The sequence below is a fragment of the Streptomyces sp. KM273126 genome (assembly GCF_004337435.2).
GTDB lineage: Bacteria > Actinomycetota > Actinomycetes > Streptomycetales > Streptomycetaceae > Streptomyces > Streptomyces acidicola.
On the sequence record NZ_SJXB02000002.1, the window covers coordinates 978,772 to 1,001,973 of the forward strand.

General features: G+C 71.3%; 18 protein-coding genes. 15 read left to right on the forward strand and 3 right to left on the reverse strand.

Annotated features, from left to right (window positions below; translation table 11 throughout):
* Positions 1-64: 64 nt before the first annotated feature.
* The 15 genes from E0500_RS34905 (at position 65) to E0500_RS34970 (ending at position 17,632) form a co-directional block, all read left to right on the forward strand.
* Positions 65-601, forward strand: coding sequence for an SUKH-4 family immunity protein (locus E0500_RS34905; protein WP_131566818.1), 537 nt, complete (start codon positions 65-67; stop codon positions 599-601).
* A 34-nt stretch (positions 602-635) separates the two neighbouring features.
* Complete coding sequence (locus E0500_RS34910; RefSeq protein ID WP_131566815.1) at positions 636-1,337, forward strand: hypothetical protein; 702 nt, start codon at positions 636-638, stop codon at positions 1,335-1,337.
* 10 nt (positions 1,338-1,347) lie between these two features.
* Positions 1,348-1,731 carry a LysM peptidoglycan-binding domain-containing protein gene (locus E0500_RS34915; protein ID WP_131566812.1) on the forward strand — a complete coding sequence of 128 codons (384 nt, stop codon included), beginning with the start codon at positions 1,348-1,350 and terminating at the stop codon, positions 1,729-1,731.
* Positions 1,724-2,863: a hypothetical protein gene (locus tag E0500_RS34920; protein ID WP_131566809.1), complete on the forward strand. Its 1,140-nt coding sequence runs from the start codon at positions 1,724-1,726 to the stop codon at positions 2,861-2,863. Before E0500_RS34915 ends, E0500_RS34920 begins: the two co-directional genes overlap by 8 nt.
* Positions 2,864-2,911: 48 nt before the next feature.
* A complete protein-coding gene (locus E0500_RS34925) occupies positions 2,912-3,445 on the forward strand; it encodes a phage baseplate assembly protein V (RefSeq protein WP_131566806.1) in 534 nt (177 codons plus the stop codon).
* Positions 3,446-3,464: 19 nt separating this feature from the next.
* Positions 3,465-3,818, forward strand: a complete 354-nt coding sequence (locus E0500_RS34930; RefSeq protein WP_131566803.1) for a hypothetical protein — start codon at positions 3,465-3,467, stop codon at positions 3,816-3,818.
* Positions 3,815-4,198: a GPW/gp25 family protein gene (locus E0500_RS34935; protein WP_131566800.1), complete on the forward strand. Its 384-nt coding sequence runs from the start codon at positions 3,815-3,817 to the stop codon at positions 4,196-4,198. Before E0500_RS34930 ends, E0500_RS34935 begins: the two co-directional genes overlap by 4 nt.
* On the forward strand, positions 4,195-4,986 hold the full coding sequence (locus E0500_RS34940) for a hypothetical protein (RefSeq protein ID WP_165935099.1): 792 nt from the start codon (positions 4,195-4,197) through the stop codon (positions 4,984-4,986). The genes E0500_RS34935 and E0500_RS34940 overlap by 4 nt, the downstream gene beginning before the upstream one ends.
* Complete coding sequence (locus E0500_RS34945) at positions 4,983-5,723, forward strand: hypothetical protein (protein WP_131566791.1); 741 nt, start codon at positions 4,983-4,985, stop codon at positions 5,721-5,723. Before E0500_RS34940 ends, E0500_RS34945 begins: the two co-directional genes overlap by 4 nt.
* The gene (locus E0500_RS44525; RefSeq protein WP_258573727.1) at positions 5,720-5,848 is read left to right on the forward strand and encodes a hypothetical protein; all 129 of its coding nucleotides are present in this window, start codon (positions 5,720-5,722) and stop codon (positions 5,846-5,848) included. The genes E0500_RS34945 and E0500_RS44525 overlap by 4 nt, the downstream gene beginning before the upstream one ends.
* A complete protein-coding gene (locus E0500_RS34950) occupies positions 5,845-9,039 on the forward strand; it encodes a putative baseplate assembly protein (RefSeq protein WP_131566788.1) in 3,195 nt (1,064 codons plus the stop codon). Before E0500_RS44525 ends, E0500_RS34950 begins: the two co-directional genes overlap by 4 nt.
* Entirely contained in the window at positions 9,036-12,869 is a 3,834-nt protein-coding gene (locus E0500_RS34955; protein ID WP_131566785.1) for a putative baseplate assembly protein, read from the forward strand. Before E0500_RS34950 ends, E0500_RS34955 begins: the two co-directional genes overlap by 4 nt.
* Complete coding sequence (locus tag E0500_RS34960; RefSeq protein ID WP_131566782.1) at positions 12,869-15,067, forward strand: hypothetical protein; 2,199 nt, start codon at positions 12,869-12,871, stop codon at positions 15,065-15,067. Before E0500_RS34955 ends, E0500_RS34960 begins: the two co-directional genes overlap by 1 nt.
* 103 nt (positions 15,068-15,170) lie before the next feature.
* The gene (locus tag E0500_RS34965) at positions 15,171-16,730 is read left to right on the forward strand and encodes a DUF6519 domain-containing protein (protein WP_131566778.1); all 1,560 of its coding nucleotides are present in this window, start codon (positions 15,171-15,173) and stop codon (positions 16,728-16,730) included.
* Positions 16,731-16,732: 2 nt separating this feature from the next.
* Positions 16,733-17,632: a peptidoglycan-binding protein gene (locus E0500_RS34970; protein WP_131566773.1), complete on the forward strand. Its 900-nt coding sequence runs from the start codon at positions 16,733-16,735 to the stop codon at positions 17,630-17,632.
* Positions 17,633-17,639: 7 nt separating this feature from the next.
* Here the strand turns inward: E0500_RS34970 and E0500_RS34975 are convergent, their stop codons facing one another.
* The 3 genes from E0500_RS34975 to E0500_RS34985 form a co-directional block, all read right to left on the reverse strand.
* Positions 17,640-19,046 carry a hypothetical protein gene (locus E0500_RS34975; protein ID WP_131566770.1) on the reverse strand — a complete coding sequence of 469 codons (1,407 nt, stop codon included), beginning with the start codon at positions 19,044-19,046 and terminating at the stop codon, positions 17,640-17,642.
* A gap of 91 nt (positions 19,047-19,137) precedes the next feature.
* Positions 19,138-22,779, reverse strand: coding sequence for a trypsin-like peptidase domain-containing protein (locus E0500_RS34980; protein WP_181587336.1), 3,642 nt, complete (start codon positions 22,777-22,779; stop codon positions 19,138-19,140).
* 34 nt (positions 22,780-22,813) lie between these two features.
* Entirely contained in the window at positions 22,814-23,137 is a 324-nt protein-coding gene (locus tag E0500_RS34985) for a trypco2 family protein (RefSeq protein WP_131565612.1), read from the reverse strand.
* Between the last annotated feature and the right edge of the window lie 65 nt (positions 23,138-23,202).

Consider the following 23,202-nt stretch of genomic DNA (forward strand, 5'->3'; position numbering starts at 1 on the left):
AACCTCGACTCTCGGTCGGGGTGCGACGGGCTCGTATCGGGTTATCGGATAAAAGGAGACAAGGTTGGCAAGTCATGGGGAACTCGTTGAAACCTTCGGTCGAGGCGGGGTCGTCACCGCCCCCCGGGGGCTGGGTGAAGGACTCGCGCCAGAGGCCGTGAGTCTCGATTCTCTGTTTACCGTTGGCCTCCCGTCCCGAATCGGAGGTGTCTACTCGCTGCAGCTCGCCGATGAACCGTATGCTTTCTCGGTGGTCTCTACTTCCGTCCAGGGTGAACCTTTGGATTTGGTGATTCTTGGCGCCCCGAACAGCGACTCAAGTATGCGATACCTCCTGGATACCAAGGATGGATTCGTTGCGCTAATCGACATGGATGCCGAGTATCCGCAGATGGAGACAATTAATGAATCGTTGGATAAGTTTATCGAGTTCCTGTACCGAATTGGACGCTTTCGCAGCTTCGAGCGATCGGTTTCCGAAAATCGTGAAGCTGTAGCGGACTACAAAGAACTGCTTTCTGCTTACCTTGTGTCGTTGGACTCTTTTGCCGTTTCAAAGGAAACGAGCTGGTGGTCAATGGTTTTCGATCGAGCTCTCTGATCATCGGGTAGGAAATCAGAAGGGTATCCGTTGCATGACCCGTTACGCCGATATCCCCAAACCCATCCGCTCCGGCATAGTTGTAGTCGACCCCGATCGTGGCACCCCGCAGCGCATCATCGTGCTGCAGTTCAACCCGGACACCCTGGAGCGAAGCGTCGCGCCCCAGTCCGCCGGGGATGGCGGTGACGCCGGAGGCGGCGGCACCGGCAGCGGGGACCGCAACGAGGCCCTCCGCCTCAAGGGCCCCGCCCAGGAGACCTGGAAGTTCACCGCCGAGATCGACGCCACCGACCAGTTGGAGATCGCCGCGCCCGACGGTATCCACCCGCAGCTCGCCACCCTCGAAATGCTCGTGCAGCCGACCACCACGCAACTGCGGGACGCGATGAGGCTCTCGCAGAAGGGCTCCATCGAGATCAGTCCGATCGAGATGCCGCTCACCCTTTTCACCTGGGGGAGTAAGCGCGTCATGCCCGTGCGGCTCACCGAACTCTCCATCAACGAGTCGGCCTTCGACGTCAATCTCAACCCGATCCGCGCATCCCTCAGCATCGGCATGAAGATCCTCACCGTGAGCGATCTGCCCGCCGGGCACCGCGGTGCCGACCTCTACATGGCGCACCTCGCGCAGAAGGAGCGGCTGGCCGCGGCCGCACGCGGAGGCAGCCTGGGTTCCCTCGGGCTCAGCGGCATCGGTGCCGGAGCGGCCGGCATACCGAGCGGAAGGGGCTGAGCACACCACCATGGCCGATATCGAGCCCTACGAGAACGCCCTGGATGCGATACCGGGCGCCCACCCTTACCCCCGCACCAGCCGGTATCACGACGCCGAGATCGGGGTCCACCGTCAGCCCGACGGGACCGAAGTGCGGTACACCAAGCGCCGGTTGCTGCCTCCGCTCGATCAGCAGGACGACGAGGTCCAGCCCCACACCGTCGCCGCCGGCGACCGCCCCGACCTCCTCGCCCAGCGCTACTTCGGCGACCCGTCCCAGTGGTGGCAGATCGCCGACGCCAACCCCGTGCTCGACCCGAACGAACTGACCGACGAAGCCGGGCGCGTCATCGACATCCCGCTCGCCGGCGGCGTCCCCGGCGGCTACCAGCAGGGCGGTCGGCGTGTTTGATCTGCCCGTGGGCCAAGGCCCCGTTCACATCACCCTCCTCATGGGACCCCAGCTCGCCCGCCCCGTCCCCGCCGAGGTCACCGAGGCGCTGCTGTCCGCCCAGATCACCGCCACCGCCGGCGAACGCAGCGGCTTCCAGCTCGCCTTCGACCTCACCAAGAACGGGATCATCAGCCGCAGACTCCTCCCTGAAGGGTTCTTCGATCCCAAGACCCGCCTCATCGTCACCGTCAATGTGAAAGGCACGCCCGACGTGCTCTTCGACGGGCTGATCGTCCGCCACGAGGTCGGCGCCAGCAACCAGCCCGGCCACTCCACCCTCACCGTCACCGGCGAGGACCTCACCCTCCTCCTCGACCTGGAGGAGCGCACCGCCTCGTACCCCAACCTGCCGCCCTCCGAGCGTGTGCTCGCGATCCTCCGTCGCTACTCCGACTACGGCATACGGCCCGACGTCTACCAGGAGAAGGTCGCCCAGCCGCCCCACCAGAACCTGCGCGTGCACTACCAGACAGGCACCGACCTGCAGTACGTCACCGAGCTCGCCCGAGCGAACGGATACACCTTCTACCTTGAGCCCGGGCCCACCGCCGGTCAGTCGTCCGCCCGTTGGGGACCGGAGGTCCGCCTCGGCATCCGCCAGCACGCCCTCAACGTCAACATGGACGCCAACTCCACCGTGGACCAGCTGACGTTCGCGTACGACGGAACGGCCCGCGAGGAGCCCCAGGCCCGCTGGCAGAACCCTGAGACCCGGCAGGCCACCCTCCTCCCGCAACCGCCCATCAGCCCCTTGCGCCCGCCCCTCGGCAGACGCCCCACGCCCGCTCTCAAGCGCAAGACCCTCTCCGGCACCGCCAAGCAGCAGCGCCAGGAGGCCGAGGCCGAACTCCTCGCCCGTGCCGCCGTTTCCGCCGACGTCGTCTCCGGGTCCGGCTCCCTGGACGTCAACCGGCACGGGTACATCCTCCAGCCCCGCCAACTCGTCGGCGTACGCGGCTCCGGACGCGCGTACGACGGCGACTACTACGTCAAGTCCGTCACGCACAACCTGCGCCCGGGCTCGTACCAGCAGAACTTCACCCTCTCCCGAGAGGGCCTTGAAGCCCGCAGCGACTACGTCCGGCCGTAACTGCAACACTTTCGCCATTTTTGACGCATCTACCAGGAGCACCCCACCATGGCGGCACCCAGCAATCGCTATCTCGGCAAGTTCCGTGGCCGGGTCGTCGACAACAACGACCCCTTGCGCATCGGCCGCGTCACTGTCGAGGTCCCGGACGTCCTCGGCAACGAGCCGTCGACGTGGGCGCTGCCCTGTCTGCCGTTCACCGGGCCGCAATCCGGGCAGTTCGTCGTGCCGCCGCCCGGAGCGGGTGTGTGGGTGGAGTTCGAGCAGGGAGATCCCAGCTTCCCGGTGTGGACCGGGTGTTGGTACGGAGCGGCTGAGGAACTGCCGCCGGACGTACGGAACGCACTGCCGGCCAACTCCCCGAACAAGCCCGTCGTCGTGCAGACACCGGGCGCGCACAAGATCGTGATGAACGACGCGGCCGGGACCGACGAGGGAATCCTGCTGCAGGCCAAGAACGGGGCGTACATCCGGATCACCGAAGCGGCGATCGTCATCGCCTCCGGCAGGGCCCGGATCACACTCCAGAACGACCAGGTCATCGTCAACGAGGGCCAGTTGACCGTGGAACCGAAGCGTTAGGAACGGGGGATCGACGAACGTGTCCAGGACATCCAGGGCGGCCGGGAATCTGCTGGCCGCCGACACCGTGATCAGCTGCCCGCACGGTGGCCGCGCCACACCGGCACACACGCCGTCCCCGTCGGTGCTGATCGGCGGCCGGGCGGCAGCCACCGCCGCTCACACCTACACCGTCGTCGGCTGCGCCCACACCGTGGACGGTGTGCCGCAGCCGTGCGTGTCCGTACGGTTCACGGCCTCCGCGAGCGGCGTGACCGTCGCGGGCGCCCCCGTGCTGCTCGACACCTCCGCGGCCCAGTGCTTCAGCGCGGCCCTGGTCGCACAGGGACCACCCGTCGTCAACGCCGCGCAGCAGGAGGTGTCCATACGATGACGAAGCCGGTCACCCGCACCGACATCGCCTTCCCCTTCCGTGCCGACCGCCGGGGACGCACCGCGCACGCCGGCCACGGCGAGCACGTCCACGACCTGGTCGAGCAGCTGCTGTTCACCAGCCCGGGTGAGCGCGTGATGCGCCCCGACTTCGGTTGCGGGCTCCTCGATCTCGTCTTCGCCCCGAACAGCCCCGAGCTGATCAGCACCCTCGAACTGTCCGTGCAGGCCTCCCTCCAGCGCTGGCTGGGCGACCTCATCGACGTGGAGGCCCTTGACGTGGTCAGCGAGGACCACGTCGTCCGCGTGTACCTCTCGTACGTCGTACGTGCCACAGGCGCCCGGCGTGAGGACGTCTTCGAAGGGAGGGGCGCCGCATGACCACCGACAGCACTGGCACCACCGGAACCACCGGCATCAGCATCACCGGAACCACCGGCATCACTGGGCACACGCGCACCCCGACCGACATCGAAGGAAAGCTGCTCCAGGCGCAGCAGGAGCTCCTCGACTGCCCTGTGCTTGCCGTGGACCGCTCCGTCACCGGCGATCTCAGCGAGATCTTCGACGAGACCCCGGTGATCTTCTCCTTTCTGCCCGAGTGGGAGGGCGTGACATTCAGCCGTGACCTGTGCGTACGGAGTCCGCGCATCACGGAGATCGCCAACTGCTGGCACAGTGAGCCGACTGCGGGGATCCCCGAAATTCGTGGTGAGTTCCGTGTGACAGACCTTTTCACCGCGGTCCGGAAGCGTCCGCCGAACCTGGCCTGGACCGGCTCCTCCGACGAAGAGCGGGACTTCTTCACCGAATTGCGGGTCATCGATGACACGCCACTCGCCGCGACCGGGCAGCTTGCGGCGGTTCGTGTTCAGAAGCAGGCCGATCCGTGGGAACTCTGGTACTACGACACGGAGTTGACCGGCGTCGAGGGATGGACCCGGCAATACGTCAAGCTCGACCTCACCTATCCGCAATACGTGGAGCAACTCGCCGTTACCAAGGGAACGTTGGGCTGGCAATACCTCTTCACCGATGAGGTGCCCCTGGGACACCCGGATTTCGCGGACGTCAGGAACCAGCTGACGGCGATGCTGGACCTCTTTCCCCGGCTCTTCCCTGCCTGGAGTTACGCGGAGCTCAGCAGACGCCTGGAGGCCCGCCTGTGACCCGCAAGCAGTGCACGGAAAGGCGTGGATCGGTGCTCTCACTCAACCAACTGGAGGAGCGTCATATGGCCTCACTCGCCGCCCTGCGCGGCGACGGGTCCATCACGCTGCTCGACGTACGGCATGGCGACGTCGGTCTGGCATTCGCCGATATCGAACCGCTCGAAATGTTTGATCCGGAGTGGGAGGAACTCCGTCTCGACGCCGACATGCTCGGCGATCCACTCAGGTTCGAGGTAGCCGCCCACTGGGAGTCCGGTCCCTCACTTCCTCCCTTTTCCGGAGAGTACCGAGTTCCCTCTCCGATGGAGATACTGACTCAGGGACGGATGCCGTCGCTGGACCTGCTCGAAACTGACTTTCAGAAGGCGTTCGTCTCCACCCTGCGCTACTTCGACAATGCCTATGAATCGAGCAGGGGCTTCATGACATTCCTGCGCACGGATCCCGGTTCGTCGCCGTTGGAGGTCTGGTTCTCGGATCTCGTGGGAACAGGCGCCGCCCCCCACCCTCCGGGCTACGTCAAACTCGATCTGACATTCACCGAGTATGTGGAGACGCTGCTGCTGACCAAAGGTCTGCACGGCTGGCAGTACCTCTTCGCGGACGTCTCCCTCACCGATCCTGCCCTGGAGCACCTCGTGGAAGGGCTGCGCAACGGACTGGACACGTTTGCAAGCGTCTTCCCCGGCCAGGACTACGCGCCTCTGACGAGCCGCCTGGAGGACCGACTGTGACCCCCCACGCCGACATCAACGACCCGGTGGGCGACGAGCACGCCGTACGTGTCCAACTGCCGTACGTCCTGCGGGCCACCGTGACCCGGACCGGCGACGTCTTCGAAGGGAGGGCCACCGCATGACGCGCACGACCGGCACCGCCAACACCGGCACCACCACATCCCGCCGTGCCAAGGTTCGAGCCGCCCAGCTCAACGGCATCGACGCCGTGGAAGTCAGCGACGACGGACTGCTGCTCACCGTCACGTTCCTCGGCAAGGCCCCGCATGGTCTGTGCCCCGAGAACGTCCGCGTCGACGGAGGCCGCCGCGTCACCGGCATCACCGCCCTCGACGTCAGCGTGGAGCGCGAGGAGGACCCCGAGCTCGACGACCGGCTGTACGTCACCCTCGACAAGGCCGGCGACACCTCCCGCTACCGGCTCTCCCTGGTGGAGGCCGACCCGTACGGACGGCCGGGCACCGAACCCTTCCGCGGCTTCGACCAGCGCTACCACAGCGCGACGTTCCGCTTCCGCCCCGACTGCCCGACGCCCTTCGACTGCAAGGACGAGCCACACCCCGACACGGACTTCCCGGCCGCACCCGTCATCGACTACACGGCCCGCGACTACGAGACCATCCGCAAGCTGCTCCTCGACCGGCTCGCGCTCACCACGCCCGACTGGGTGGAGCGCAACCCCGCCGACCTCGGGATGACGCTGGTCGAACTGCTCGCCTACACCGGTGACCAGATCAGTTACCAGCAGGATGCCGTGGCCACCGAGGCCTACCTCGACACCGCCCGGCGACGGGTCTCCGTACGGCGTCACGTCCGGCTCATCGACTACGCGATGCACGACGGGTGCACGGCCCGCGCGTACGTCACCGTCGAGACGGCCGGCGACCAGACCCTCGCTCCGGGAACGTTCCGCTTCGCCTCCGTCGACGTCCGCACCCTCGACCCGCACGACCGGCCCGAGCCCGGCACCGTCATCGGTGACCACGACCTCGCCGACCTCGACGAACGCGGCTCCGTGGAGGTTTTCGAACCGGTCACTCCCAGCGACCCGCTTCAGCTGCGCACCGCACACAACGCGATCCGCCTGTGGACGTGGGGCGGCGAGGTCTGCACCCTCCCGAAGGGCGCCACCTCCGCCACACTGCGCGACGCGTGGGTCGACCCGGAGACCTGCCGCGACCGCCGACTCGCCCTCCGCCCCGGCGACCTGCTCGTCCTGGAGGAGATCAAGGGCCCGCGCACCGGCACCCCGGGCGACGCCGACCCCGCCCACCGTCAGGCCGTACGCCTCACCTCCGTCACCCCGGGCATCGACCGCATCGAGGACCAGCCGGTCCTGGAGGTCACATGGGCCCCTGAGGACGCGCTCCGCTTCCCCTTCTGCCTCACCACGCGCGGCGGACGCGACTGCCTGCCGATCGAGGACGTGAGCCTCGCCCGCGGCAACGTCGTCCTCGTCGACCACGGCCGCACCCTCCAGTGGTCCGGCGAACTCCCCGAGATCGTCACCGTGCCGCCCGTACTCGCCGTCGTCGCGCCCTGCGACCTGCCCGCCTTCGGCTGCCACGACCGCGACGAGGGCAATGCTCCCGCGCGGCTCATCAACTCCCTCACGGACCGTACGGAGTCCGGCGAGGCACTCACCGCCGACGACGTCCGCGAACTCTTCGCCGTCGTCGGCCTGTCCGTGACCACCCGCGCCGGAATCGGCCTGGAGCGGGCCGGGCAGCGCCACGAGCGCGTCGTCCCCGGCACCGCGTACGCCCAGGCCTCCGCCCTGCGCACGCTGCTCGCGCAGTCCGTGTACCCCGGCATCCAGCCCCGTTTCCGGCCCGTTCTCGGCCGGGTGCCGGTCGCGCAGGCCGTGCCGTTCCCCGACCCGCGGACCGTCTCCGCCGGGCAGGCCGAGCGGATCGCGGCCATCCCGGGGCGGGTGCGGCAGCGGCTCGTCGACCTGTGGCGCAGCGCCCGCGACCGCGACGGGCTCGGCGACGACGAGATCGCCGAACTCGCCGTGATCTACGGCCTGAAGCTCCTCGAACGCCTCGAACTGCGCCGCCATCCCGTGCGCGCCCTGCGTGAACTCCTCCACCGCACCGACGAGTTGCTCGACGCCAAGCTGCGCCGCGTCGAGATCCTCACGGCACGGGCCCGCGCGGGCACGGTCCTCGACGGGCACATCGCCTGGGAGATCGCGCACAGCTGGGGTCCGGCGTACGCGGCCGGGCTGCACCCCGACGAGCCCGTGCTGCGCGGCTCCGCGAGCTCCGCGCTCGCCCAGGACCCGCGCCGCGCCCTGCCCGCTGTACGCCTGCACGAGAATCACGACAACCACGACAACCACGACAACCACGAGAATCACGACGTGATCTGGGCGCCGCGTCGCGACCTGCTCGACAGCGGCTCCCGCGACCGGCACTTCGTCGGCGAACTGGAGGACGACGGCCGCCTCGCCCTGCGCTTCGGCGACGGCCGGCACGGTGCGAAGCCGACCCCGGGCGCCCGGCTTGCCCTGCACTACCGGCTCGGCGGCGGCAGCGCGGGCAACGTCGGCGCGGAAGCCATCAACCACCTGGTCGTACAGGCCGGAGAGGGCGGGGACGACTGCGGGGCGACCGTCGCCGTCGTCCGCAACCCGCTGCCCGCCACCGGCGGCACGGTACCCGAACCCGTCGAGCAGGTACGCCAGCTGGCGCCGCTCGACCTGCGCCGCACCCGTCTGCGCGCCGTCACCGCCGACGACTACGCCGCCCTCGCCTCCGTCCTGCCCGGAGTGCAGCGCGCCGCCGCCGAGATCCGCTGGACCGGCAGCGTCAAGGAGGCGCACATCGCGATCGACGCCCACGGCACCGGCAGCCCGCCGAACGAGTTGCTCGCCGCCGTCGAACAGGCCCTGGAGGCGTACCGGCGCATCGGCCACGACCTCGTCGTCGGCCCGGCCCGTCTCGTACCGCTCGACATCGCGCTCACCGTGTGTGCCAAGCCGGGCCACCAGCACGGGCAGATCCTCGCCGAGCTGTACCGCGCACTCGGAAGCCGCCGCCTGCCGGACGGCCGGCTCGGCTTCTTCCACCCGGACGCGCTGACCTTCGGCGAACCCGTCCGGCTCAGTCGTCTGGTCGCGGTCGCCGCGGCCGTTCCGGGTGTCGAGAGCCTGCAAGTGACCCGGCTGCGGCGGCTGTTCGAGCAGGACCGCGGAGAGAGGGAGGACGGCGTGCTGCGGCTCGGCCCGTTGGAGATCGCCACCTGCGACAACGACCCGGACCGGCCGGAGAACGGCCGGCTGGCGATATCCCTGGGAGGTGCCCGATGACGGACACGCACCCGATCCCGATCACCGTTGACAGCGGCCCGCCCGACGACTGCGGTTGCGGCTGCGGCGGCGCCTGCCGCGACGGCCACGACGAGCGCCTCGCGCCCGCCCCGGTCCACAACCCGCCCGGCCGCACCGCCCTCGACTACCGCGTCGGCGAGTACGGCTCCTTCCTGGCAGCCCTCCTCGACCGGCTCGCCTCACCCGCGTACCCCGCCCTGAACGGGCTCACGGTCCGTACGCCCGACGACCCGGCGATCGGCCTCCTCGACGCCACCGCCGTCCTCGGTGACCTGCTCACCTTCCACTCCGAGCGGATCGCCGACGAGGCCTACATCCGCACCGCCAACGAGCACCGCTCGCTGGTGCTGCTCGGGCGGCTCGTCGGCCACCGGCCGCGCCCCGGCGTGGCCGCCGCCACCCACCTCGCGTACACCCTCGAACGCGACCCGCGCGCCGAGACCCTGCCCGTGGTCATCCCGCGCGGGGCGCGCAGCCACAGCGTGCCCGCCTCCGCCGACGAGGAGTCCCAGACCTTCGAGACGGGTCGCGACCTGACGGCCCGCTGGGACTGGAACGAACTGAAGGTCCGCCGCCGGCGCCCCTCTCTCGTCACGCGGGAGGACCTGGAGAAACGCTCGGTACTGTTCGTCGAGGGCACCAACAACTCCCTTCAGACCGGTGACCAGCTCCTCTTCGTCTTCGGTGAACGCGCGGGCGGCGAGCGGAAGCTGCTGCCCGTGGCGGAGGCGCGGGTCGACCGGGAGGACGAGATCACCGCGATCTCCCTGCCGGAGTCGGCCCCGGCGACCCTGAAGGAGCTCGTCGACGAGGTGCGCCGCTGGACCGCCGAGCCCACCGCCCCGGGCGAGCCCGGCGACGAGCCGCCCACCCCGGAGATCCCCAACCCGCGCCCGATCAGCAAGCTGATCGAGGACTTCGAGGACCAGGTCCTCGCTCCGCTGCGCGCGGACCTGGACACGGTCAAGTCCCCCGAGCGGCTCGCGGCCCGTCTCGCCGAGCCCGTCGCCCGCCTCGGCGAGGCGCAGGTGCTGGCCACGCCGCACGAGGACGTGGCGGCATGGTTCGAGCAGTTGGAAGCCGTGCTCGCGGAACTCGCCGAGCGCGCCCTGGAGCTGGCACCGGCACAGCCCGAGGAGCCGGCCGAGCCGCAGACGAAGGCGGCACTGTCGGCAACCCTCGCCCCCAGCGAAGCCGCCCTCACCCCTCGCGAAGCCGCCCTCCAGGCCCTGAGCAACGTCCTCCCCGCCCTGCGCGCCTCCGCCCCCGCTCCTCGCGGCGGCACCCGCGCCCAGCTCCCCGGCACGGACACCGCCCGCCTGCTGACGGCCCTCAACCCCGGCCTGGGCGGCGGCCTCTACCCGGCCTGGCGCACGGCCGCGGCTCCCAGCACCACCCCGCAGCTGCTGCGCGAACTGCTCGCGATGCGCGTCACGGCCGCCCCCTTCGGCGCCACCGCCCCGCTCAAGCCGGTCCAGGACGACCGGGGCCGGGTCATCCGCACCGCGGACTGGCCGCTCACGGGGGCCGTCCTGGTCAGCATGCGTGTCGTGTTCGACACGGCGGGCAAGGTTCCGGTCCGGGCGGAGTTCCAGTACGTCGAGGGCAGCAGCTCCGACCAGCGCGCCGAGAACCTGCCCGTGGCGCAGCCGGTCATCTTCCGCCTCGGCACGGGCGAGGTCGAACTGATCACGCGGGTCGCCCAGGACCGCGATCTGAACTGGCTGAACCGCCGGCCCACCGACTCCCAGGAGCCCGGGGTCACCGCCCACCTCCGCTCGGGACTCCCCGAGTACGACCTGTTCGTGTCGCGGCCCGACGACGAAGGCCTCGTCCACGTGGCCGTCGGTGACGCGGACCTGGTCACCCTGCGTCCGGGCGACACCAAGCCGCTCCACCTCGGCGAGGAGGAGATCAGCCTCCGGTACACGACGGGCACCACCGAGCCCAACGTCGAGATCGTCCTCGCCAGCAAGCGCGACCCCGTCAACCGCCGCGTGCTCCAGCTCGACACGGTGCACCCCGGCATCACTGTCGGCAGCTGGGTCGCGATCCGGCGCCCCGCCAAGGGCGCCGACCACGGCATCCCCGGCGACAAGAAGCTCGCTTCCGTCACCACCCAGGTCGTGGCCGCCCGTACCGCCGCGTACTCCAACTACGGCATCACCGGCCGCGGCACCGAACTCGTCCTCGCCGACCCCTGGCTGGACGAGTTCGACGTCCTGCTGTCGCACATCCGCGACACCACCGTGCACGCGGCGGGCGAGCCCCTCCGTCTGGCGGACGAGCCGCTCGGCGAGGACGTGCACGGCAACGAGATCGAACTCGCCGAGCTGTACGACGGGTTGCGGCCCGGGCGCACCCTGATCATCGGCGGCGAGCGCAGCGACATCCCCTCAGTGGCCGGAGTGACGGCCACCGAGGTCGTGACGATCGCCACCGCCGATCCGGCCGTCGACCCCCGGCTCCCCGGCGACCACGCCCACACCCGGCTGACCCTGACCGCCGACCTGGCCCACCGCTACCGTCGCGAGACCGTCCGCGTCCTCGGCAACGTCGTCGACGTCAGCCACGGCGAGGGCCGGGAGGAGGCGATCGGCAGCGGCGACTCGGACCGGACGAACCAGACGTTCGCGCTGTGGCAGTCCCCGCTCACCTGGCTCGCCGACGACAACCCCCTCGGCGCCACACCCGTGCTGGAGATCCGGGTCGACGGCGTGCTCTGGCACGAGGTCGACAGTCTCGCCGGACGCGGCCCGCGCGAGCGCGTCTACATCACCGGCTCCACCGCCGACGGGCGCACCACCGTCACTTTCGGCGACGGCATCCACGGCGCCCGCCTGCCCACCGGCCACGAGAACGTCCGCGCCCGGTACCGCTTCGGCACCGGCAAGGCGGCCAACGTCGCCGCCGACCGCATCACCCAGCCGCTCACCCGGCCCCTCGGCGTCAGCCAGGTCACCAACCCCCGCCCGGCCACGGGCGGCGCGGACGCCGACGGCCCCGGCCTGACCCGGCGTACGATCCCGCTCGCCGTGTCGGCCCTGGACCGGCTCGTGTCCGCCGCCGACTACGAGGACTTCGCCCGCTCCCGCGCCGGCATCGGCCGTGCCGCCGCACGCGAACTCTTCGACGGACGGCGGCGCGTGCTGCATGTGACCGTCGCGGGAACGGACGACGTGCCGATCGCCGACGATTCGGACACGTTGCGGGCCCTGCGCGGCGCCCTCACCGAGTACGGCGACACCAACCTCCCCGTCCGCGTCGACGTGCGCGAGCTGGTCCTGCTGCTCGTCGCCGCCAAGGTCAAGGTGGCCCCCGACCACGCCTGGGAGACCGTCGAACCGCGGCTGCGTCAGGCACTCCTGCGCCGACTCGGCTACGAGGGCCGGGAGCTGGGCCGGCCGGCCCGCCTCTCCGACGTCCTCGCCACGGCCCACACCGTGCCCGGCGTCGACTACGTGGACGTCGACGTCTTCACCGGCGTCCCCGCGTCCGCCACGCCCGACGAGCTCACCGCGCTGCTCACCCGCCCCGGCCCCCCGAGGCCGACGGTCCCGGCGCACCCGGCGACATACGACGAGAAGACCCACACCGTCCGTGCCGAGGACGGCGAGACGCTCTCCTCGATCAGCGCCCGGTACGGCGTCCCGCTCGCCGAACTCCTGCGCCTCAACCCCGACATCACCGACACCCGGCGCCTGGCGAAGGGCCGGTCGGTGTTCGTCTTCCGCGGCATCCGCCCGGCCCAGCTCGCGCTGCTGTCGCCGAAGGCCGCGGACACCCTGATTCTGACGGAGGTCAAGTGATGTCCCCGGACCCCCAGTACGAGACGGCGGCACCCCCGGCGGCGTCCCGGGAACCCGACGGTCTCGCCGAACTCCTGCCGCGCTGGCACCTGCTGCGCGACGCCGAGGAGGGCGAACCGCTGCGCGCCCTGCTCGCCGTCGTCGCCGAGCAGATCGACCGTGTCCGCGACGGCGTCGCCCAGGGCTACGAGGACCTCTTCGTGGAGACCGCGGCCCCCTGGGTGCTGCCCTACCTCGGCGACCTCGTCGGTTACCGCACCCTGCCGGGCTACGAACGCGTCCTCACCACGGGCCTGCACACCGGTGGCCGTGCCGAACTCGCCGAGGCCGTCGCCCCACGCGCCGACGTGGCCGCCACCGTCGCGGGCCGCCGCCGCAAGGGCACCCTCCACCTCCTGGAGGAGATCTCCGACCGGGTCACCGGCTGGCCCGCACGCGCCGTCGAGCTGTCCCGGCACGTGGCCCACACCCAGCCGGTGAAGCTGTACGGCACCGGAGGAACCCAAGCGCAAGCCCATCGTGGGGGACGCGGCCGGCTCGTCGACCTCCGCGACGGCTCCGCGCTCGCCCTCGCGGGCGGCCCGTTCGACACCGCGGCCCGCACGGCCGACGTCCGGCGTGCCAACTCCAGTCGTACACAGGGAGGTTGGACCCCGGCCGGAGTCGGGCTCTTCGTGTGGCGGCTCAAGGCGTACTCCCTCACATCCTCCCCGGCGTACTGCATCGACCGCGCCCGCAACCTCTACACCTTCTCGATCCTCGGCAACGACACCCCCCTGGTCACCAAGCCGGTCCCGGAGCCGTCGCCCACCCACCTCGCCACGGTCGACAACGTCCCGGCGTTCGTCACCCGCCGCCTGCTCCACGACCGCCTCGCCGACTACTACGGCCCCGGCAAGAGCCTCGTCATCCGCCGCGACGGCGAGGACAAGCCCGTACCGCCCTCGGACATCGTCGTCGCCGACCTCTCCGACTGGCGCTACCGGCCGAAGCGCGGCCAGGTCGCCGTCGACCCGGAGCTCGGGCGGATCGCCTTCGGCTCCCGGTCCGCGCCCCGGCAGGGCGTGTGGGTGGACTACCACTACGCGTTCGCCGCCGACATGGGCGGCGGCGAGTACGCGCGCGACGACCGCGTTCCCCGGCCGGACGCGGCCTTCTACCGCGTCGGCCCGGGACAGCGGTTCCGTCAGATCATGGACGCCTACCGGGCCTGGCAGCACGACCGCCGGGCCGACCGGACCGGCCCCGAGGGCATCATCGAGATCACCCACAGCGGCGCCTACCAGGAGCAGCTGGACTTCGACCTCGACCCCGGCGACCGCCTGGAACTGCGGGCCGCCGAGGGAACGCGCCCCGTCATCCGCCTGCTCGACTGGTACAGCAACCGCCCCGACGCCCTCAACATCCGTGCGGTGTCGGAGGACTGCGCCCCGCACGAACGGCCGCGCATCGTGCTCGACGGGCTCCTCGTCGCCGGACGCGGCATCAACGTCACCGGCCCGATGGGCGCCGTCGTCGTCCGCCACAGCACACTCGTGCCCGGCTGGTCCCTGGAGCCCGAGTGCGATCCGCACTCACCCGAGGAACCCAGCATCGTCCTGGAACGCACCACCGCGTGCCTCCAGATCGAGCACAGCATCCTCGGCACCATCGAGGTCATCGGCGACGAGGTGAGCGAGGACCCCCTCGACATCCACCTCCGCGACAGCGTCCTCGACGCCACCGGCCACGACCGCGAGGCCCTCTCCGCCCCGGACTGCCGGCACGCGCACGCCGTGCTCCACCTGAACCGCACCACGGTCATCGGCGAGGTCCACACCCACGCCGTGAAGATCGCCGAGAACTCCGTCCTCACCGGCAGGCTCCATGTGGCCCGGCGCGGCGTCGGCTGCCTGCGCCACTCGTACGTCCCCGCCGGGTCCCGTACGCCCCGCAGGTACCGCTGCCAGCCCGACCTGGCCGGGCCCGCGGGGGCCTCCCGTGTACGGCCGCTGTTCGCCTCCGAACGCTACGGGACGCCCTGGTACGCCCAGTTGGCCGACCGGTGTGCCGAGGAGATCCGGCGCGGCTCGGACGACGGCGCAGAGATGGGCGCCTTCCACGACCTGTACCGGCCACAGCGCGAGGACGGCCTGCGGGCGCGGCTCGCGGAATACACACCCGCGGGCACGGACGCCGGGATCTTCTTCGTGACATGAGCCACCCCGCGCTCCCGCGCCGCGCGTGAACCCGCCCGGCCGCCCGAGCCGTACCCGACGACGACTCCTGAATCGCACATCCTCAACCAGGGGGACCCCTTCCATGCACGCTGACCTCTCCCGCCTCACGTTCCGCCCGGAACGCCACTACTCGGCGGTCGTCGCCCAACAGGGCCGCGTCCAGCTCGACGCCGACACCAACGAGCAGGCCGCGATCCAGCTGTACCAGGCCCGCACGTTCGCCGCGGACCTGATCGGCCGGCACGGCGGACCGCGCGAGGCGTGCGGCTTCCGCATCGAGTACGTGGGCGGCAAGCACGACATCGACACCCTGTACATCCACGGCGGCCGCTACTACGTCGACGGCATCCTCTGCGACGCCTACCGTCCCGCGCCCGGCACGCCCGTACCCGACGAGGGTGCCGAGGATCAGGACGACACGGCGGCCGCGCAGCCGCCCGCGTACTGGACCTACTGGGACCAGCCCGACGGCTACCGCGACCCGGAGAAGCCCGGCGACCGGCTGCCCTCGCCCGCCCAGTCGCCGTTCCTGGTCTATCTGGGCGTGTGGGAACGCTCGGTCACCGCGGCCGAGGACCCGGCGCTGCGCGAGGTCGCGCTCGGTGCGGCGATGCCGGACACCGCCGCCCGTGTGAAGGTCGTCTGGCAGGTGCTGGCGCTGTCCCTCGCCGCCCTGGAGATAGAGGAGACCGACCCGGCCAAGGAGGTCGTCCGCGCCGCCTTCGACAAGTGGGCCGCGCGCCAGGCGGCCCCCTCGGCCCGGCTCGCCGCCCGCAGCGAGCGGCCCGGCCACGCCGACGAGGACCCCTGCCTGGTCAAGCCCGACGCCCGCTATCGCGGCCCGGAGAACCAGCTGTACCGGGTCGAGGTCCACGCCGGCGGCGGGGCGAAGGGCGCCACCTTCAAGTGGTCCCGCGAGAACGGCTCGGTCGTCTTCCCGGTCGACGAACTCGACGGCACCTGGGTGCAGTTGGCCTCCCTCGGCCACGACGACAAGCTGGACCTGGACGTCGGCGACCACGTGGAGCTCACCGACACCGCGTACGCCTCCCGCCTTGAGTCCCTGCCGCTGCTGCGGGTCGAGGAACTGGACCTGCCGGGCCGCCGAGTCCGCCTGTCCGCCGAGCCGGAGCAGAGCGTCGGCCGACTGCCCCACCTCCAGCCGTACCTGCGCCGCTGGGACCACCACGCGGGCCCCAAGCGCAAGGGCCGTACGACCCCCCTGCGCGGGGGAGCCGTGCCCGTCACGGAGGGCGAGTGGCTGCCCCTGGAGGACGGCGTCGAGGTGTACTTCGCCAAGGGCGGCACCTACCGCACCGGCGACCACTGGATCATCCCCGCCCGCACCGCCACCGGCAGCGTCGAATGGCCGGCGGACCCGGCACGCCGCCCCCTGCTCCAGGGCCCGGCCGGCATCGCCCGCCACTTCGCCCCGCTGGCCCTGATCAAGGGCGAGGGCAGCCCCGTCGACCTGCGCTACGCCTTCGCATCGCTGGCGAGCAGCGTCCCGGCCGCGGACGATGCCGCACTCGCGGCCGAGGAGCAGGCCGGCCTGGAGGAGCGGGCCGCCGAGGCCGACCCCTCCGGCGGGCGGTCACAGACCACAGGAGAGGCCGAGGCCTCCGCGGAAGGAGACCGGTAACCATGGCCACCCCCCTGAGCGCGTCCAAGATGGTGGAGATCCTGCGTGCGGAGGGCCTCACGGTCCACGAGGTGCGCAGCTGGCGCACCCACAACCGCAACTCCAAGGGCCCCTGGGGGCCGGTCAACGGCGTGATGATCCACCACACCGTCACCTCCGGCACCCAGAACTCCGTGAACATCTGCTACAACGGCTACTCCAGCCTGCCCGGCCCCCTCTGCCACGGCGTCATCGACAAGAAGGGCGAGATCCACCTCGTCGGCAACGGACGCGCCAACCACGCGGGCTCCGGCGACAGCGACGTCCTGCGCGCCGTGATCAACGAGACGAAGCTGCCGCCCGACAACGAGGCCGACACCGACGGCAACCGGCACTTCTACGGCTTCGAGTGCATCAACCTCGGCGACGGCAAGGACCCCTGGCCCGAGGCGCAGAAGGAAGCCATCGAGAAGGTCGCCGCCGCGATCTGCCGCCACCACGGCTGGACCGAGCGCTCCGTCATCGGCCACAAGGAGTGGCAGCCCGGCAAGGTCGACCCGCGCGGCTTCACGATGGACAGCATGCGCGGTCGCATAGCCGACCGGCTGGACGGCAAGGGCGGCGGGACGAAGCCCAAGCCCGCCGACCCGAAGCCGGCACCCAAGCCGAAGTACGAGCCGTTCCCCGGCAGCGGCTTCTTCCACGTCGGCCAGAAGTCCCCGGTCATCACGGCCATGGGCCGCCGCCTGGTCGCCGAGGGCTGCAGCCGCTACGAACAGGGCCCGAGCCCCGAGTGGACCGAGGCCGACCGCCGCTCCTACGCGGCCTGGCAGCAGAAGCTCGGCTTCAAGGGCAAGGACGCCGACGGCATCCCGGGCAAGTTCAGCTGGGACAAGCTGAAGGTGCCCAGGTCAGGGAGCTGACCCAATATCAGCCGCCGGTCACTTTCGGCGCCCACGCGCACGCCTCGATCGCCGCCGCCAGCACCGCCCGCTCGGTGGCGGTGAGGGCGTACGTGTCCTGCGTGCCGGGAGGCGCGTCCAGATGCGGGCGGACCCGGTCCGCGTCGGCGGTGGTGAGGGTGGAGACCGGTTTCATCAGCAGGGTGAGCGGGTGCTCCAGATCCTGGACGACGGTCGAGTAGAAGTCCGTCGTCGAGGCCCTTGTGGGCAGCGCGAGCCCGCCCTCGTACACCGCCAGCCGGCCGTACGGCGACGACGCGAACTTCCCGATGGCGCGTGGGGCGCTCAGGTCGTCGTCCTTGTCGTCTGGCCCCGCCTGAACCAGGAAGTCCGGAGCGTCGCGGCGTTCGAGGGTGGCGATGTCGTAGTGGTAGTTGACGTTGCCCCCTTCCGCCACCAGGAGGTTCCACGGGGCCACCGGGTTGAGCCGGAAGAACGTACGGGGTGAGGAGTGCCAGCCGTCGTGCAGGCCGCGGATACGGCCGCCGATGATCTGCCAGCGGTACAGGCCCTTGTCGTAGCCGGCCGTGACGATGGAGTCCTCGGTGAAGGTGATCGCGTTGATCTGGCCGTGCCGCAGGGACTCCACCACGATGTCGTGCAGCGGCTGCAGCCTGCTGTCGGTGACCAGGATCCGGGTGCCGTCCGCGAAGGCGATCCGCGTGCCGGTGGCGTCGACGGCGAACAGGTCGGCGCGCCGGAAGCCGAACTCCCGCAGGTTGAGTTGCTCCTGCTCGCCGTCGGCGGCCGCGAACGCGATGCCGTTCATCTTCGTACCGACCACGAAGCCCGTCGCGGTCGCCTCCACCACCGCGTCCAGCAGGCCGCTGCCACTGGCGAGTACGGCCTCCCGGCCGGGCGTGTACTCGACGATCTCCGTGTCGCCCCGGTAGCCCCCGCTGTCGAACTCCCGGCGGGCCACGACCGTTTCGCTGTTGATCGCGCACAGCGACCAGTGCTGGGCCGGCCCCTCGTACAGCGTCGACCGCACGCCCGTCCGGTCGACGGTGACGACCCGCGAGGTGTGCATGCCGCGGCCCCTCGTGTCGAGCGCCACGACCGGGTGGCGCACGGAGAAGCCCACCGGGCTCGCGAATCCCAGAGAATCGGGGAGCCTGCGGGTCGTGCGCTCGAACAGCTGGGCGCCGAGCCGAATCGCCTCCTTGGGGGCCAGACCGGTGAGGATCTCGGCCAGGCGGGCGTCGGCGTCCGACGGCGGGGTCCACCTGCGCAGGTTCAGATGAGCCGCCGCGCCCGCCGCCTGGGGCAGAGGCTGGGAGAGGACCAGCCACCACAGGCCGCGCCAGTCCCTTTTGCGCGCCATTCTGCGCGCCAGCCCGACCGGATCCGGACCGCCGCTGATGTGTGGGATCACCGTGTGCCGCCTCCCCGTTGGTGAGCTTCCACCGTTGGCCACCGTCCGGACACATTCTGTCGCAGGTGTCACCTGCCGTACCAGCAGCTGGTCAGAGGGAGAACCAGCCACCGGGTTTGATGTCCACCCCGAGCTGACGCAGCGTCGCCTCCTTCAGCCGCGGGTCGAAGTCGCCCATCGCGTTGGCCGCACGTACCCGTACGGAACGCCCAGCGTCCGGTGACTCGGCCAGTTCCCTCAGCAGTCGCAGCCCCTCCTCCCGGTCCACCTCCGCCAGGGCGTGCGCGGCGACCACGCGGGCCTCGTCCGTCAACTCGGCTGCGTACGACCGCAGGAGGGGCAGCCCCGCCTCCCGGTTGCGGCCGGCGAGGAGCGCGGCCGCCCGGATGCGCGGGCCTTCGTCCCAGCCGGGCTCTCCGGCCAGGACGGCCAACTGGGCTTCGCCATCGGTCGGTTCGTAATGGGCGAGCTCAAGCGCCGCGCGCAGCCGGTGCTGTGGCTCCTGGCCGACGGCGCGGGCGATCGCACCCAGGGCGCGGATTCCTTCCGCACGATCGTGCTGCGCGAGCAGTACCGCGGCGTCGCAGGTGTACCGGCCGGCCAGGGCGCCGTCGGCGAAGTCGCGCAGGATGAGCGTGCCCGCATCGGCCCGGTAGCGGGCGAGCCGGTGTGCCGCTTCGACACGGTAGCGGGTGTCGACCCGTTCGTCGCGGGCGATACGTTCGAGGAGCAGGGTCGCCTCGGTCCGGGTCTGATCGCCGTCCTCGGCCGCGCGGGCGAGCGCGTCGGCCGCGTACACCCGGCAGTCCGCGAAGAAGCCCCGGTCGGCGGCGAACCGCCGCAGCCAGTCGGTACCGGCCGTACGGTCGTGGGCGCACAGCCCGATGGCCGCGTCGACCTTCGCCAGATCGGGGCAGCGCGGGTCCGCGACCAGGGCGCGCAGCCGGGACGTACCCGCGGAGGTGTCGTGGTCGGCGAGCCGGGCGGCGGCCAGGGCGCAGTGGCGGGAGGGGGCGTCGTCCGCGAAGCGGGTGAGCAACTCCGTGCCCGACTTCCGGTCGACGTGAGCCAGGTACCAGGCCGCGGCGATCCGCAGTTCCAGCGGGTACGAGCCGTCGTGGGCGAAGGCGCGCAGCAGGTCCGTGCCGCGCGGGTCGTGACCGGCCAGCGCCGCCGCGGCGTTGATCCGGTCGACGGGCACCGAGCCGGGATCGGTCGCCATGTCGTGCAGCCGGCGCCGTTGCTGCGGCAGATGAGCGAGCGCGGTGTGGGTCTGCTGCCAGTTCCGGACGACCGGAAGTGTCTCGTCCTCCCGCTGGTCGGGGGGCCGCCACAGCAGATCCAGGACCCGGCCGCGTGTCTCGTCGTCGCACATGCCCTCCGCCAGCAACGACGCGGCCTGTTCGACCCGTTCGGGATCGGCGGCCAGCCGGCTTGCGATCCCGCGCTGCACGTCGGCCGGATGCCGGTCGAAGGCGAACAGGGCGGCGATGCGGGTGTCGGCGTCGGAGAGGGCGTCGCCCCAGGTGACGGGATCGGTGCCGTAGCGGTCCCGGAGGTGTTTTGCGGCCAGGTACTCGGCGAACGTGCGGTGCAGGAAACGGGGATGTGCCGTATGGACGTCGACGACCAGTCCGGTGGCTTCGAGCAGTGCGGTCACCGCCCGGTGCCGGTACGGGTCCCCGTCGGCCGGGTCGGCCAGCAGCTCCGTGGCGGCCTCGACCACCGGTGTGCCGTGCCGCAGATACGTGTCGGCAAGGTCACCGAGGAAGCCGCGCAGGGCGGCGGTGACCGCGGCGTGCCGCGGTGCCTCCCGGGCATGCCGCTCCCGCAGCCGGCCGAGCAACTCCTCGACGCGGTCCCGCACGTACGGTTCGTACGGGCTCTGCCGCTGCGGGAAGCGGCCGAGGAACTCCGCCACGGCGCGGGCGTACAGGTCGACCCTGCGGGCCTGCACGCGCCGCTCGCCGGCCGGGTCGAAGTACTGACCGACGGCGAGATGCGCGAGCAGGGGGAGCCGCACCAGGTCGAGCATGCCGTTGCCCCGCACATACGCCAGGAACTCGTCGGCCCGTGCTGCGGCCCGTTCGCGGATCCCGGGGTCCAGCAGACGTTCCCCACCGCCTGTCTGATGTGCCATCACGAATCGGCGCAACTGCTCGACAGTGAACGCCTGCAGCCGGAACTCCGTGGCCCCGGCGCCGACGAGGCCGCGCCAGGCGCTGTCGTGCAGGCTGCGCGCGGACAGCATCAGTCGGCGTTCCATACCGGGCCCGCCGGCGCCCTGCCGGGCTGTGGCCAGCAGGACCGCCATCACCTGCCGCCAGTCCTCGGGTCCGGTCACCTCGTCGAGCGCGTCCACCAGCACCAGCACCCGGGAGCCGGGGACCGGCGGGCCCGCGTCCAGCAGCGCTCGCACCTCTGGCCTCACGGCCGACGCGATCGAGTCGTGCCCGACCAGTTCGCGCGCGGCGATCCGCAAGGGGAGCAGCGGCCCGAACGGCGCTCCGTCCCGCCCGCCCGCCCGCGTCGCCGTCCGCCACCACTGCCAGGCGGTGTCCTCCACGTATTCCAGCAGGCTGGACTTGCCGACGCCCGCCTCGCCGGTGACGACGATGTGGCGGACGGTCGGATCGGTGAGGAGACGCTCCACGGACACCGGCTGCCCGGTGACCCGCAGGGGCCCGGCCGGGGCCTCGGCGTCCCGGTCGGCGGTGGTGCCGAGCCGCTGCTGGGTATAGACACGAGCGAGTTCGCCGGGCTCGGCGGCGCGGTAGGTGAGGCCGCCCCGGTCGCGTACCTCGTCGGGTGCGGGCGCGGCGGCGAGCAACTCGGGCGGCAGCAGCGGACGGTGGCGCCTCAGGGGCCACGTACGTGCCGCGCTGCCCAGCAGCAGCTTCGGCGATCTGATGCGGGGACCGGGCTTGCCCGGGTGCCCCGTGCCATCACCGGAGTCGGTCCGGCCCTGCTGCCGCTCCGGCGGCCCCATCCGCCCGTACCCCCAGGCGCCCGCCCCGCCGGCCCATCGGATCCACTCCGCCAGCAGCGGATCGTCCGCGAACGCCCGAGCGGGCACGGCCCGCAGCTCGGCGACGGGCCCGGACGCGCCACCCGCGTCGGCGGTGACGAGCCCCACCAGCCGGTCCCCGGCGAACAGCGCCGCACCGGACATTCCCGCCCAGCCGCTACCGGGCGTCCGCCGTGCGAGCGCGCCGGTCGAGATGACCCAGTGCCCGGACCGCACCCCCGACAGCGGATGCACGACGCCGCTGAACTGTCGCGACTCTCGCACCCTGCCCACCACGTCGTGGTCGGGGAATCCGACGGCGGTGACCTCGACCGGGTCGGCGGAGGCGAGGTCGGCCCAGTACGTCGTCGACCATCCGGCAGGCGGTGCCGGATGGTCGGCGTCCTCGGTGACCAACAGCAGCGCCACATCGCACTCGGGCCGCCACCACACGGCCACGGCGTCCCGGAACGGCCGGCCGGCGGAGGCGTCCGCCAGCGCCCGTACCCGGCACGGCTCGTGGCCACGGGCCAATTCGTCCAGCACCGCCGGCGACAGGGGGCGGCGCGGTGGTGGCGCGCCCGGCGCGGGCTCGTCGGCCGGAGTGCTGCCCACAGCCGCGTGCCACACCGTGAGCACCAGCTGCGGCGTGACGAACCATCCCGAACCCGCCACGCGGGCTCGCGGGTTGTAGATCTCCGCGACGCGCTGAGCAGTCAACGACACGGTTCGGTCCCCCTCAGAACCTGCGCCATCCTGCTCAGCGCGGCTCGCCGTCGACGTCCGCGGTCACCCGCACGGGACCGTCGCCGCCCGCCGAAACCGGGTTGAGTGTGAGCGACAGCCGGTGAGTCGTCTCCGACGCGGCCTTCCCCGCCGCTCCGAACGACACCACGCCGAAGCGCAGCCCACCGCTCCCCGAACCTTCCCGCGTGATGGCGAGCGCCAACTCGACATCCACCTGCCCGAGTTCGAACTGCAGCGGCTCGCCGCTGCCCCGCGCCATCGCCGCCGTCAGTTCCGCCCGCAACGCCTCGATGGTCTCGGCCAGCCCACCGGCAACGGCCCCGCTCTCACTGCCCATACGACGACCCCCGTGACTCGACTACAGCATCCTGAACACCGTCCATGATGACACCGTGTCTGCTG

Bases quoted from the DNA above. Each gene is read 5' to 3' on its own strand.
- E0500_RS34950 (WP_131566788.1), top strand. From the start codon at position 5,845: ATGACGCGCACGACCGGCACCGCCAACACCGGCACCACCACATCCCGC.
- E0500_RS34985 (WP_131565612.1), bottom strand. From the start codon at position 23,137: ATGGGCAGTGAGAGCGGGGCCGTTGCCGGTGGGCTGGCCGAGACCATC.
- E0500_RS34960 (WP_131566782.1), top strand. From the start codon at position 12,869: ATGTCCCCGGACCCCCAGTACGAGACGGCGGCACCCCCGGCGGCGTCC.
- E0500_RS34965 (WP_131566778.1), top strand. From the start codon at position 15,171: ATGCACGCTGACCTCTCCCGCCTCACGTTCCGCCCGGAACGCCACTAC.
- E0500_RS34955 (WP_131566785.1), top strand. From the start codon at position 9,036: ATGACGGACACGCACCCGATCCCGATCACCGTTGACAGCGGCCCGCCC.
- E0500_RS34910 (WP_131566815.1), top strand. From the start codon at position 636: ATGACCCGTTACGCCGATATCCCCAAACCCATCCGCTCCGGCATAGTT.
- E0500_RS34915 (WP_131566812.1), top strand. From the start codon at position 1,348: ATGGCCGATATCGAGCCCTACGAGAACGCCCTGGATGCGATACCGGGC.
- E0500_RS34970 (WP_131566773.1), top strand. From the start codon at position 16,733: ATGGCCACCCCCCTGAGCGCGTCCAAGATGGTGGAGATCCTGCGTGCG.
- E0500_RS34925 (WP_131566806.1), top strand. From the start codon at position 2,912: ATGGCGGCACCCAGCAATCGCTATCTCGGCAAGTTCCGTGGCCGGGTC.
- E0500_RS34940 (WP_165935099.1), top strand. From the start codon at position 4,195: ATGACCACCGACAGCACTGGCACCACCGGAACCACCGGCATCAGCATC.
- E0500_RS34935 (WP_131566800.1), top strand. From the start codon at position 3,815: ATGACGAAGCCGGTCACCCGCACCGACATCGCCTTCCCCTTCCGTGCC.